This is a genomic window from Terriglobia bacterium (genome assembly GCA_020073185.1).
GTDB lineage: Bacteria > Acidobacteriota > Terriglobia > Terriglobales > Acidobacteriaceae > JAIQGF01.
In genome coordinates, this window is the sequence record JAIQFT010000011.1 from 1 (window position 1) to 13,987 (window position 13,987).

Here is a 13,987-nt window from a genome sequence, read left to right on the forward strand (position 1 = left end):
CCCGCGCCGGGAAGATCGGAATCGGCCGTGCAGAAGTGGAATCTCGATGTCCCGCGCGAAAAACTTGGCGAACTCACGCAACCGAGTACGCCGCTGCCCGTGCCGAAATTCAGCTACTTACACCACGGGCTGCTAGGGCGATCCCACACATCCTGCCGCAATCCGCTGAACCGTGATGTTCGCCTCCACCGAGCATCCGCACCGCAGTCACTTGAGCTGGTGACTCTCGTCACTATTCCATATTCAAAGCTGCGGCTATGCTTAGTAGCTTCTCCATGATCCCCTGATCAGAGTGCCACAGCAAGAGATCGAACGCTTTGCGCAAGCATAGAGAAAAACATACGCAGTGCGCTCCATGGGCCCGGCACACTCGTGTTGCCATTTTTTCTCTCCTATTTGTCTCCTTAAGTGCTATTGCGTTCGCACAGTCAGGAGATCAGCCGATTCCTCAGGCCGGTTGGCGGGTGTTGTACGTGGACAGCCAGGAGACCGCCTGCGGCAATTACGCCGCGACCAGCGCCTTCGACAGCAATGCTGCGACCGTCTGGATCACCCAGTTTTGCTATGGCGCGTCGCCGCCGCCCCCGCACCAGATCCAGATAGACCTCGGAAGCTACTACAGCGTTAGTGGCTTCCAGTACCTGCCGCGCCAGGACCAAGCTTCCAGCGGCGACATCGCCAACTACGAGTTCTACGTCAGCGTGGACGGCGTGAATTGGGGCACGGCGGTGGCGACCGGGACGCTGATCGCTAACTCCGCCGACCACTCGCTGAAGCAGGTCACCTTCCCAGGCGTCATCGGGCGCTACGTGCGTTTGCGCGCTCTGAGCGAAGTCAATCGCCAGCCGTGGACCAACGTCGCGGAGTTCAACGTGTTGGGTGTGGCGTCGATGACTAGCGGTCCGCAAGTGGCCACCGTGACGCTGAATCCGGCCTCGATTTCCGGCGGCACTACCTCGACGGCGACCGTGACCCTGACCAGCGCTCCGTTGACGAATGCGACCGTCACGCTGACCAGCAGCACCCCCAGCGCGGCCACTGTGCCTGCGACGGTGACCGTAAATGCCGGCACGACGACGGCGACTTTTATCGTCACCAGCGCGTCATCGGTGAGCGCGACAACGGCATCCATCATGGGTGCGACTTTCAACGGCTCGACCGGAGCGGTTCTGCTGACGATTACGCCGGCCATGATTCCGAAGACGGGATGGCGCGTGTCGGCGGACAGCGAGGCGAGCGACTGCGGCAACTACGGCGCAACCAACGCCATCGACGGCAACGCCGCCACCATCTGGATCACCGATTATTGCCATGGCGCACCGCCGCCGCCGCACGAGATCCAGATTGACCTCGGAGACTACTACGGCATCAGTGGCTTCCAGTACCTGCCCCGCCAGGACCAGATCTCCAGCGGCGATATCGCCAACTATGAATTCTATGTCAGTTTCGACGCGTCCAATTGGGGCCCGCCGGTCGCGGCCGGGACCCTGATCAGCAACGCCGCTGACCACACGCTGAAGCAAGTGACCTTCTCGGGCGTCATCGGGCGGTACGTGCGCCTGCGCGCCATCAGCGAGGTGACCGGCAAGCCGTGGACCAACGCCGCCGAGCTGAATGTGCTGGGTTCCACGCTCCTGATTCCGCAGACGGCGTGGCGGGTGTTGTACGTAGACAGCCAGGGGAGCGCCTGCGGCAACTACGCCGCGACCAACGCCTTCGACGGTAACGCCGCGACCATGTGGATCACCGAGTTCTGCAATGACGCGCCGCCTCCTCCGCACGAAATCCAGATCGATCTCGGCACCAACTACATGATCGCCGGCTTGCAGTACCTGCCTCGCCAGGACCAGGTCTCCAACGGCAATATTGCCAACTATGAGTTCTACGTCAGCACGGACGGGGCGAAATGGGGAGCGGCGGTCTCGACGGGCACACTGTTCATGAATTCTTCCGATCATAGTGCGCAGCAGGTGAACTTGCCCTACCCCGGCGTGGCCGGGCGATACGTACGTTTGCGCGCGCTGAACGAAGTCACGGGAAGACCGTGGACGAACGCCGCGGAGCTGAACTTCCTGGGTGTGGCGGTGACGGGCAGCGGTCCGCAAGTGGCCACCGTGACGCTGAATCCGGCCTCGATTACCGGCGGCGCGAATACCACAACGGCGACGGTAACCCTGACCAGCGCTCCCCCCACCAACGCGACCCTGACCCTGGCGAGCAGCAACCCCAGCGCGGCGACGGTGCCGGACACAGTCACCGTCAATGCGGGCGCCACCACGGCGACATTTGCCGTGACCAGCGCATCTTTCCTGGGCACGACAACGACCTCCATCATTGGTGCGATGTTCAACGGCTCGACCGGAGCGGCTCTGCTCTCGATTACTCCAACCCTCGTTCCGAAGACGGGATGGCGCGTGTGGGTGGACAGCGAGGCGAGCGACTGCGGCAATTACGGCGCGACCAATGCCATCGACGGCACCGCCGCCACCATCTGGATCACCGAGTTCTGCCATGGCTCGCCGCCGTCGCCCCACGAGATCCAGATTGACCTGGGCGACACCTACGCCATCACCGGTTTCCAGTACCTGCCCCGCCAAGACCAGAACGCGAACGGCAATATCGCCAACTACGAGTTCTTCGTCAGCACGGACGGGGGGAACTGGGGTACGACGGAGGGGGGGCACTGGGGTACGGCGGTCAAGACCGGAACCCTGATCGCGAACGCCGCCGACCACACGCTAAAGCAAGTGACCTTCCCGGGAGTCATCGGGCGGTACGTGCGTCTGCGTGCCCTGAGCGAAGTCAGCGGCAAGCCGTGGACCAACGCCGCAGAGCTGAATGTATTGGGTTCGGTGGCGAGCAATCCGCAAGTGGCGTCGTTGACGCTAGTTCCGACCTCGATTACTGGCGGCGGCAATAGCTCGACCGCGACCGTGACCCTGACCAATGCTCCGGCGACGAACGCAATCGTCACGATGACCAACAGCAACCCCGATGCAGCGACGGTGCCTGCCTCCGTGACGGTGAACGCGGGTACGATCACGGCATCATTCCAGGTGACCAGCGCTTCTTCGGTAAGCACAATGTCGACATCGGTGATAGCGGCGACCTTCAACGACTCGACCAGTGCGGCCACGCTGACGGTTATGCCGGGGAGTTCTTCGGCAGGCCTGATTTCACATGCGGCATGGCGCGTGGTGTATGTGGACAGCCAAGCGACCGACTGCGGCAATTACGGCGCGACCAACTCCTTCGACGGCAACGCCGCCACCATGTGGGTAACCGAATACTGCAACGGCTCACCGCCGCTTCCGCATGAAATCCAGATTGACCTAGGAGCCAACTACAACATCACCGGTTTCCAGTACCTCCCGCGCCAGGACCAGGTCTCGAGCGGCAACATCGACAATTACGAGTTCTACGTCAGCATGGATGGGTACACTTGGGGCAGTGCGGTCTCGACCGGGTGGCTGTTCACGAATGCATCCGACAAGAGCCAGAAGCAGGTGGCGTTCAGTGGGTTCGTGGGACGGTACGTACGTCTGCGTGCGATGAGCGAAGTCAAGGGCGGGCCGTGGACGAACGTCGCGGAGTTCAATGTGTTGGGTTCAGTGGTGACAACCACCGGTCCGCAAGTGGCGAGCGTGACCCTGAACCCCGCCTCTATCGCCGGCGGCAATGCCTCGACGGCGACCGTGACCCTGGCCAGCGTTCCGACGACGAACGCCACCGTCACGCTGAGCAGCAGCAACGCCAGTGCCGCCACGGTACCGGCAACGGTCACGGTCAACGCCGGCACGACAACGGCGACATTCGCCGTGACCAGCGCATCTTTCCTGGGCACGGCAACGACATCCATCATTGGTGCGACGTTCAATGGCTCGACGGGAGCGGTTCTGTTGACGGTTACGCCGACCCTCACTCCGAAGACGGGATGGCACGTGTGGGCGGACAGCGAGGCGACCGACTGCGGCAATTACGGCGCGAGCAATGCGATCGACGGCAACGCCGCCACCATGTGGTTCACCGAGTATTGCCATGGCGTACCGCCGCCGCCGCCGCACGAGATCCAGATTGATCTCGGAGGCTATTACAACATCACCGGCTTCCAGTACCTGCCGCGCCAGGACCAGAACGCGAACGGCAATATCGCCAACTACGAGTTCTTCGTCAGCATGGATGGGGAGAACTGGGGTACAAAGGACGGGGCCAACTGGGGTACGGCGGTGGCGAGCGGGACCCTCATCAACAACTCCGCCGACCACGCTCAGAAGCAAGTAGATTTCCCCAGTACTGTCGGACGGTATGTGCGGTTGCGCGCGGTGAACGAAGTCAAAGGCGGGCCCTGGACGGCGGTGGCGGAATTGAATGTGGTCGGCATCGCTGTTCCCGAGGTTGCGCGGATCGGCTATTTGCCTGCGAGCCATGGCAATCCCTACTACGCCATGCCGATTGGCATACCTGATCCGGGTTTTGGCATCAGGGAGAGCGCCCCGGCCGACTGCACAAACGCGTGGAATGGAGCGCCGGGTTCGCAATTGGCGGGATGCTACTACGTCGATCTCAGCACCGGCATTGACAGCGGGCGAACCTACGGAGCACCCGACTTGCCTCGTAAGACGATCCCGCTCGACCTCGGGCCGGGCACCTACGTCGAAGTCCACGGCAGCGGCACGCAGAATGTTAACGGACTTTATGCTCACGGCACGGCCGCTCCCTGGGTGCTCAACTCCGCGGGCTATGTGTGGATTCGCGGTGCGGACAGCGGGGCCAACCGTCCCAGCCTGGTAAACAGTAGTTTCCTCGCCTTTGGCCATCACCTGATTGTCGAAAACTTCCTGATGGACAACCGCACTGGCACCAGCGGCAGAGGTTACGGAATCTACAGCAACGGCTCCGCTGAAACCATGGCTACGAGTTGCGATGCCAATCCCGATCAGCGCAACTGCGGTTCTTATTTCGTCTTCCGCAACATGGAATGGTGGGGCTGCGCTGCCCAGGGTACCGCCTGCTTCGGGTCGGTGCAGGGCGGTTCGGTGGGATATTGGATGATTAATAACCCAAACCTGCGCCATCACCATATCGTCTATTACAACATCAACATCCACGACCAGGGGCAGGTCTACGAAGCCACCGATAACAATCAGAACGGGCATGCCTTTAATGTGGGGTACTGGGTAGACCACCTCTGGATTCTGAACGTCGCCTGTTCCTACATCGGCGCAAATTGTGTCCAGGTCAATGGCGACAACGGCCAAGATCTGGGTGCCTACGACCGCATCAAGTTCATTTTCGTGGGAAAGAATGTTGTTGATCACACCAAACGCGGAGGACTGGGATCGAAGCGGGCGTCGGACGTGATTTTCTCGCAGAACGTGGTCCACGACGTCTTTGGCATGGGCAACAGCACCGACAATGGGACGTGTGCGGAACCGTTCTACGCGCAGTACGGACCGCGGAGAATTTGGTTCCTATTCAATGAGGTTTACAACGACCCCTACGGAATTAACTTTCCCACCGACGATCTGGCCACCTCGGGCGGAAGTTCTTATGTGGTAGGCAATTACTTCCACGACTTGAAAGTGGATGCCACCATCGATCCCGCCAATCAGTGCGCCTTCGACAACTCCGGCTATGCCGCCGCCGGCATATCCGACCACGGCGGCAATCCTGCTTGGTACGTGAACAACACCATCTGGGGCATCAGCGACGGAATATTCGGGATTCAGACTGGATACGCCAGCGCGAAAGTAATCCTGAACAACATCATCGGCGGCTTTGCCGATGGCTCGACTGGTTATACGCTGGGCTTCGCCGACAATGTCCCGCTGAGCTCCTACACGCTTGATTACAACAATCTGCCGGAGGTATCTGCGGCCCACGGGCTGCGCTGGGGCTCGGACCCGAACAAAACCTCGGTGGCGGCTTTCGCGTCGGCCTACGGTCTGTGTTTGCATTGTTTCACGGGCAGCCCGGCGTTCGTTTCGCCCACCGATCCCCACTTGACCTCGACCTCTGCTGCAAGAGATACCGGCGCCCTTGCCGACGTCTACGCCGCCTTTGACAACTTCTATTCGACGGGCACTAGCGATTTGATCGAGAATCTGTTTGGCGGCGCATCGAAGATTATCAACATGGGTCGCGACGCGACCGCCCGGCCCTATGGCCTCGCGTGGGACATCGGCGCGTACGAGTGGTATCAAGATCCGTAAGGACTTCCATGCGGCTACCCGTCCGTTAAACCGTGCACCAGAGAGGCGCCGGTGCCGCGCGGAGTGCTGCCCGCAGCAGAGGCAAGCTCGATTGAGCCCGGAAAGGCCGTCGGGGAACGGTTTCCGATCAGAAGTCAGAATCGCCTTCGACGATGTACCACTTTTCCTGCTCGGCGGGAAGCAGTGGCAAGCAATCAGTATTGGCGTAGTAGAGCATTTTTGCTTGGCAGGCTCGCGGCACAAATCCGAGTCGCCGGAACTCTTCCATCACAGCGCTCCGGCCAAGAAAGAGAAACGCGACCGACGGAGTCCCTGCCCGCCGCTGAACCAGCAGGAACTCTGACAGCACTGCGTCCAACTCCGCCATGCCCATGGTGAATACGTCGGCGATGCGGACCTTGCCCTCCTCTTCCTTTTCCTCATAAGAGACGATGTAGCCCAAAACCTGATCCGTCTTGCGGTTGCTGAGTGCGAAGATCGTGAAGCGCCGATGCGGACTGGAGACGAATCGCCAGTTTAGGTAGGCCGATGTCCGCTCCGCGATCGCGGTGTAATGCTGCCCCGCTTCCTTCCAAAGTAGGTCGAAGCGGTCGTCGAACCGGGAAAGCCCTTCGAATTTCCAGTCCGCGCTCCTCCGGTACCAACGCTCTCTGGAAACATAGCGCTGTAGCGTGTCCACACCCCGGCTCAGGGCCGAAACCAGCCTGTGATTGGTTCCCTGAAGTCGCTTTCGAAGGAAAGAATGCGATTTCAGAACCTTGACGAACATAGTCGCTTCCCCGAGTAGCCGATATCCGGCCCGTAACTGCACCGGTTGCGCCGCTTGATTCGGAAATCCGTAAACCAGATCGAAATCTCTCCGGTCGCACGCCGCCAAAGTCGCTTTCTGCAGCATCAGTGCGGGACCGAGTACCCGGTGCTCTTTGGTGACACCGAAATTGCAGGCCACACCGGCCCGGCATATCTTGCCATTGATCAAGAAACGTCGCGGCAACAGCGAGCAGGTGCCAACCGCGGTACCGTCATGCAGCGCCAACCAGCAGGACGCCGGACCGAGGGGGCTCTGATCGTACAGCCAGGCGTATCGGTCTTCCTGGATGTGAAGATCACTACCCCTGAAAATGGTCAAGACTTCCGGCTGATCCCGCTTGAGGTCGGCGAGTTGGATGGAGTAGCCCAATGACGTGTGTATTGACTCCGCTATCTGCTGCCGTAGCCACTCGCCTCGCCAGGCTTGCCGATCTTCACTCGGGAGATGATGGTTTGGTTCCCCTCAAACATGCCGCGCGCGAAGATTGTGGTGGACGGACTCTTCTGGTGGTAGCCACGGCTGACCCAGCCCGTGATCGGAGATTCGCTGCCGACAGCCGTTTCAACCCGCAATCGGGTATCTAGTTGCAGTGCGATGGCGCCGCTCCCAACCTCAATCTGACAGAGATTACCTTCCATTTTCAACAGCTTACATTCCTCGCCCAGGTGAAAACATATGGTTATGTCGTGTTCCCCGCGCCCCAGCATTTCATCCGAAATCGTGAGCACGCGGGAGCGGGCGTCCAAGTTCAGCGTGCGGCGGTGTATCACAGGATCGGGCAGCCGCAAGTAGCCATCGTGCTCGCCGCTAACTCTTGACCCTTCCGCGCTGGTTCCCCATCCCAGGCACTTGGCCCGGGCGCGCCGCCCCCAGAGAAACGGGCCGAGCATCTCAGACTGGTCCATGCCGTCGATCACGAGCGTGTTGTGGGCCCGGGTGCTGCGAAAATAGCTGCGCCACTCCGGGTAGGTGAAATAGTCATAGGTTCCCGGGTCCACAAACACATCCACTCCGAAGGCGCGCAAGCTGAAGCTCAAGGCGTCTGCGTGACCATGGGCCGCGATGCTTCCGAAGCCGAGCTCGCCGCAATCGAACGCGACACTGATCGCGTCTTCCGCTCCCCGAATACCGCACTGCAGGAGATAGTAGCCGGCGTCAGGAAAAGCCCGCCCATCCAGTGTTGCCGACGCCTTCGCTGGGAGCTGTTGCCAGCGATCAAAGGCGGTGCGGCCCAGAAGCCATCGCGCAGGCTCTTCGCAGTTTTCTGCCAAAGCCTTGAAATCGCCACGGCCAAAAAGGATCGCCGCAATCGCCAGCAAGCCGTGTACGTCGCGTGCACCGAGATCCAATACGTATCCGTCATCGCAGTCGCCAAACAGGGGGACCGTGCTTCCGCCTTCGACCATGGCAGCTAGGAAATCGAACATCTTCTCCATCCGCTCCCAGTACGCCGGGGGGAAGTCTTGCCCCGTTCCTCGGGCCACCACTGCCGCGATCACGAAAAACTGCAAGACAAAGACCTGGTACCCCAGCGCCTGCTCGCGCGTGCACCCATCCGGATAGCTCTGGGCAAGGATCTCGCGGCTCAATATCTGGGCACTCTCCTCCCGCCAGCGCTGTGCGTTGGCAAATTCGCGGAAATAACTGGTGGCGACGAAAACCCCCGCGGCTTCGCCCACCAGGTGGTTGTTGGCCGAGGATCCTCGTGAATATTTCCTGGTGATCTCCCAGAGGTGCAGGTAAGCGGAGTGCAGCACCCGCTGGCGCAGCGCGCCAATCAAAAGCCCCGAATCGCGAATCAGGTCGATCAGCCATACCCAACTGATCAGCCGGATTCCCAGTTCCAGTGGGCTTCGCCAGTTCATCCCCTTGCCGAACGGGCACTGGATCAGCCAGGAGTCCAGTTGTTCCAGTGCCGCCGCGGCATATCGCACCTCCCCGGTCGCGCGGTAGGCCCGACCGAGCACAACCAGGTGATGGTGGCGATTCGGTTCCCATACTAGCTTGCAGTCACCAGTGAGTTGGAAGTCGCGGTAGTCTACAGACGGCGCAAAGCACATCGGCGCCGCCTTGTCATGGGCATGATCGCGGTTCCAGTCAATGGGATCGCCGAGGTGGCAATCGCCAAGGTCGAAAAAACTGAGGCGCCGCTGGGCAATCGCGTCGGCTTGCCGGACCAAGCGCCCGCGCCAGACCGCTTCCTGTGGTTTGGCGGTTGGTGCGTTCCATTCCCCGATGTTCATATCGGTGGCGCGGAAACCCGCTGTCGGCTCCCCACTTCCATTGCCGGCGACTGCGGCGGGGCCCGGCACTAGTCCCATCGAGAACCGGCAGCGGTCCACGGAATCCCGCAGCATTGATCGGAGCCTCCAGGCGAGCTCATCTCCAGACATGCTGCGGACGCGGCGGTACTTCCAAGTCAAAGACTGCACACAGTCCTCTGATTCGCGCTAAGGCGAAGGCAGTGTTTGATCGAAGAATGAAGGCTTTGAAACAGCAATATACCCGTTTGAGTTCGCAATCGCCAGAGACTTTGTAGGCATCGGCGCCACTCCAGAATTGAATTGGTTGTTGCTCGGCTAGCTTCGTGGTAACTTGCTGCCCACCGCTTGGAAAGCATAGCAGCACAGTGGCTTTCAGTCAGCGGTACCCCGAGGTTTGCCAAGAATGCGCACGCTCCGTTGGCTGACAGGATGCGGAATCACTCTGATCTTTGCCGCCTGCCAGGTTACCGGCACGCAGGGCTCACCCCCTGCCGCCTTGGCCAGACCCGCCTGGCAGGCGCCAATCGGGATCCCCGTGCCCTCCTTCGGCGTCAACGAAGTGGCCCCGGCCCGCCCGAGTCCTTGGACTTCGGCGGTTGCGGGTTTCTATTACGTGGATACGACGGGCACCTATGGTGCCTGCAGCGACAACAATAAGAACGGCTACCCTGCTGCCGGCAGAGTGCGCTGCACCGTACCTCGCACGCTTGGACCGGGCAGTCTGGTGGAGGTCCATGGCAATCAGACCTACCCTCTGCCTTTCAGTTGGAAGGGCAACGGTAACGCTTGGGCAGCCAACAGGGAAGGCCCCGTATGGGTGCGGGGAAAAGATTATGCCTCCCGGCCGAAGATTGCCGCCACCTGGTACACCGACAGCTCCACCTACATCATCATGGAGAACCTGAATTTTGGTGCTGCCAGTTCCACCTCGCTGGATTGGGGGCTTGGCCTCCCCGACGGTGCCGAGAATCACCATCTTGTCCTCCGTGACAGTGAAGTGTCCGGCGGCAACACGGACCTTTCCATCACGCGCAACGGCGGGGGAATAGGGATCGGCAACTGGGGCTACAACTCGGGTCCCAACCTCGTTCATGACGTTGTCATCGATAACGTGGACTTCCACGATATCGGCCCCTTGAATCCGACCCAGGACGTGGACTGGCACTGCGTCGTCGTCAACGGTATCGCGAACAACGTTTGGATCACCCACAGCAGGTTCGCTCGTTGCAGTGGCGACACCATACAAATAGAAGCGCAGCAGGGTCACAAGACCAACATTCACCACATTTATTTCGGCAAGAATTCCTCGACCAACAACCGCCAGTCGGGGGGGTGGGTTAAAGACGCCCAGGACGTGATCTTTTCGCAGAACGAAGCCGATACTTTCGGGCCAAACTCGGGAGGCCCGGGACATTGCTACGGCGCGCAGTACGATCACGATTACATCTGGTTCCTATTCAACACCTGCCATGACTCGACCGTCGGTTTCGACCTGGCATCCGACAACGGGGCGGCGGACAATGTTTATCTGATCGGCAACCTATTGTGGCACATCGTCGCTGCCAAGTTTCATCCCTACAACACGGGCGCCTTTGTCATCCGCAGCTCCGCTCACACCTATGTCGTGAATAACTCGGTGTATGACTACATCGCCGGAATCAGCGCTCCGCCGGGTGCGGGCGCGATCCAGATCGAAAACAACGTCTTCCAGTACCGCAACAACTCCGGCGGCTATGAGCAATTTGCGGAGGGCAGAGGTACCATCACCTGGCGCAACAACATCTTCTACAACAACGGCGCTGCTCTGGCCACCACGCAACCCTGGTCGAGTTGTAAGAGCTGCAAGAACCAGAATCCGCTGTTTGTTAGCACGGCCACGCCTGATTTGCACCTGCAAACTGCGCCGCGGCGTTCGCCAGCCATAGATGCCGGTGCCGAATCCGCGGTTTATGCTGTCTTCCAGAACCGCTACAGAATTGACATTCGTAAGGACATTGGCGGCGCCACTCGCCCGCAAGGCGCTGGATGGGATATCGGCGCCTACGAGTCCCAGTAGGTTGCCCACCATCCACGCAGTGATCAGGATGTCCTTGACCCCAAGGATCTGCAGTTCGGTCAACGCCGGTTCCTCCTCCTCGACCTGCCGCAGCCACCTCGCCTCGCTCACGTCCATCTCGCCATAGCGACTCTATAGCGCGACTCCTCATTCGATCCTGGCGGGCCATCGTTAGCGCAGTATTCGCATTTCCATCGACTAGTTTTCGGGGCGCAGATCAGCTTGTCAGAGAGAAAGTGAATTCCTTAGCTTTGCAATAGTTTGCATGATGAAGGTTCCGCGACTACCTCACACCAGCCCCGCAAACCTTCGTAACTTCTCCTCGAACGCGTTCTACTGTCGACCTAAGTTCTTACTGCCCAACACATTGAGTGGCCTGGAATCTCGCCGCGCTTAGCCCTCGAAATTGCGCGGCGGCGCGCCGAGGACTGGCTGGAAAAGTGCAATTTGGCATTGTGCCTCTTCCTGAAGCGGTCAAATGAGGCGGTTCAGTTTCGGGAAATCTCGGCCTAGGTGAGACTGAATAAAGAAGGCCAAAACAGTTGTAAACGCACACCACAAAGGGGGGTGCAGAATGTCGAAAAAGTCGTTATTCCTGGTGGTCGCCGTATGTTTGCTGGCGATCTCACCTGCTTTCGCCGACCAGATGGCCTTTAACTTTACCGGCACTGGTCCGGCTGGCAACTACACGGCGACTGGAACTATGACAGTCACCGCAGTTTATTGGCACACCTATTTGGTCACCGGCTTGACCGGAACCTTCAACGGAGCGCCAAACAGCATGACGTTGCTTAATCCTGGCGGCTTTGCCAGCAATGACAACCTGGTCTATGACACTGCGCCGGGCCTCGACACGCAAGGCGTCTCGTTCCTGGTCGGTGGAATTCAGTACAATCTCTTCAACTGGGGGAATGGTGGCACAGTTGCTACCTGCCAGAACTCGAATTGCCTTACCCGCGATGAGAGTGGCAATCCCTCTACGCCAGTAACGTTCAATGTGAACTCAGTCCCCGAACCAGCCAGCTTCGCTCTACTCGGCTCTGGCTTGCTCGGGCTTATCGGTCTAGGCCGGCGGCAACTGAAATCGCGGTAGCCGTCAACACTGTAACCTCCCCCATCCCCCAATTTTACTCCGAGCGGCGGAGCGGAGCCGCCAACAACATATCGGTCACCGACTCACCGCGAGGATGTCCGTTAATTCGTAGACAGGGTTCTGACAGCAGATTTTGTGAGCAGGAGGTCAGAAAAAAAGACGCTTCGTGGAAAAGTCCAAGTGCGGGGCTTTTCCGCTATGCTTGGAAATCCCGCAAAGGCGCGGGATTCCCTTTTTCCGCGGCCGGCTGCGGACTTTCGTTGCGCGCCGTGGCGAGGGCCACGCTTGCCTGCATGGGGTCGCGGTCGTGCTCGTGCCTCCAACTCCAGTCGCGAGAAAGGACCCCCAACTCAGAATCCGGGCGCCACTAATGTATTATCGTCCTGTTCGCTTCTCTGCCACCAAGGGATTCTCGCCCGATGCACGCGCGACCGGAATTGTCAGTGGTTGTCCCCTGTTACAACGAGCAGGAGGTCGTTCGCGAATGCTACCGGCGGCTCTCCGGCATTCTCCAGCAGGCCGGTATTTCCTACGAACTGATTTTCGTCAATGACGGCTCCCGCGACGAAACTTTGGCCATTTTGTGCGAATTTCACCGCCAGGATTCCAGGGCGAAGATCCTAAATCTGTCCCGCAACTTCGGACAGCAGTTGGCGATTTCGGCAGGTATCGAATTTGCCCGCGGCGATGCTGTCGCCATCATGGACGCCGATTTGCAGGATCCGCCTGAGCTACTGCCCAGCCTGTTGGAGCAGCTCCGCGCTGGGTACGACGTGGTGAATTGCACCCGCCGCTCGCGTGAGGGTGAAGGCTGGCTAAAGCTTTGGACCGCGCGGGCTTTCTATCGCCTCATCAATCGTCTTTCCGATACGCCCCTTGCGGTCGACACCGGTGATTTTCGCCTGATGAGCAGGAAAGCCGTGCAGGCGATGATCTCGCTCCGGGAGACGCACAGGTTGGTCCGCGGTTTGACCACCTGGATCGGCTTCCGACAAACACAGTTGCAGTATGATCGCTCCGCCCGCTTGGCTGGGAAGACAAAATATCCGATGCGCAAGATGCTCAACCTGGCGCTCGATGGAATCGTCTCGTTCTCGACTATGCCGTTGCGTCTTGTCACCCTTGTCGGCGCCCTGGCGGCGGCCCTGGCCGGGCTTGGCATTGTGTATGCCCTCGTCCTGCGGCTGTTTACCAACGTCTGGGTGGAAGGCTGGACGTTGCTGTTTACCGGCATGCTGTTCCTCGGAGGATTGCAGTTGCTCAGCCTCGGCATTGTCGGCGAATACATCGGCCGGATCTATACGGAATGTAAGCGCAGGCCGCTCTTCCTGGTACAGGAATTTCTCGGCGACGAGGCCGAGGAACCTCAAGCCGTGGTGACGAGCGCTACGGAGTCGGCGCGGTGACGCAGTCCAGCGCTGTTCGCCGTCATGCGCTGCACGGTCGATTAGCTGAGCCCCAGCGCCGCCGCCAGCTTGCCACAGTTCCAATCCTTGCCTGCATCGCCGAGGCCACCTCTCGCGGACCACTGCCCTTGCCCTGCGCCCGGGT

Annotated in this window: 6 protein-coding genes; 4 read left to right on the forward strand and 2 right to left on the reverse strand. The window is 59.9% G+C overall.

All coding sequences use genetic code 11. The annotated features are described in order from the left end of the window. The first annotated feature begins 317 nt into the window (after positions 1-317). Positions 318-6,212, forward strand: coding sequence for a discoidin domain-containing protein (locus LAN64_05215; GenBank protein ID MBZ5567237.1), 5,895 nt, complete (start codon positions 318-320; stop codon positions 6,210-6,212). A gap of 127 nt (positions 6,213-6,339) precedes the next feature. Here the strand turns inward: LAN64_05215 and LAN64_05220 are convergent, their stop codons facing one another. Further along, complete coding sequence (locus LAN64_05220) at positions 6,340-7,392, reverse strand: GNAT family N-acetyltransferase (protein MBZ5567238.1); 1,053 nt, start codon at positions 7,390-7,392, stop codon at positions 6,340-6,342. A gap of 20 nt (positions 7,393-7,412) precedes the next feature. Next, entirely contained in the window at positions 7,413-9,380 is a 1,968-nt protein-coding gene (locus LAN64_05225; protein MBZ5567239.1) for a heparinase II/III family protein, read from the reverse strand. Between the two features lie 310 nt (positions 9,381-9,690). Between LAN64_05225 and LAN64_05230 the strand changes: the two genes are divergently transcribed. The 3 genes from LAN64_05230 (at position 9,691) to LAN64_05240 (ending at position 13,842) form a co-directional block, all read left to right on the forward strand. Beyond that, complete coding sequence (locus LAN64_05230) at positions 9,691-11,343, forward strand: hypothetical protein (GenBank protein MBZ5567240.1); 1,653 nt, start codon at positions 9,691-9,693, stop codon at positions 11,341-11,343. Positions 11,344-11,917: 574 nt separating this feature from the next. After that, the gene (locus LAN64_05235; GenBank protein ID MBZ5567241.1) at positions 11,918-12,436 is read left to right on the forward strand and encodes a PEP-CTERM sorting domain-containing protein; all 519 of its coding nucleotides are present in this window, start codon (positions 11,918-11,920) and stop codon (positions 12,434-12,436) included. A gap of 419 nt (positions 12,437-12,855) precedes the next feature. Beyond that, on the forward strand, positions 12,856-13,842 hold the full coding sequence (locus tag LAN64_05240) for a glycosyltransferase family 2 protein (GenBank protein MBZ5567242.1): 987 nt from the start codon (positions 12,856-12,858) through the stop codon (positions 13,840-13,842). The last annotated feature ends 145 nt before the right edge of the window (positions 13,843-13,987 follow it).

Coding starts and splice junctions, on each gene's coding strand:
- LAN64_05225 (MBZ5567239.1), bottom strand. CDS start 9,380: ATGCTGCGGGATTCCGTGGACCGCTGCCGGTTCTCGATGGGACTAGTG.
- LAN64_05230 (MBZ5567240.1), top strand. CDS start 9,691: ATGCGCACGCTCCGTTGGCTGACAGGATGCGGAATCACTCTGATCTTT.
- LAN64_05235 (MBZ5567241.1), top strand. CDS start 11,918: ATGTCGAAAAAGTCGTTATTCCTGGTGGTCGCCGTATGTTTGCTGGCG.
- LAN64_05240 (MBZ5567242.1), top strand. CDS start 12,856: ATGCACGCGCGACCGGAATTGTCAGTGGTTGTCCCCTGTTACAACGAG.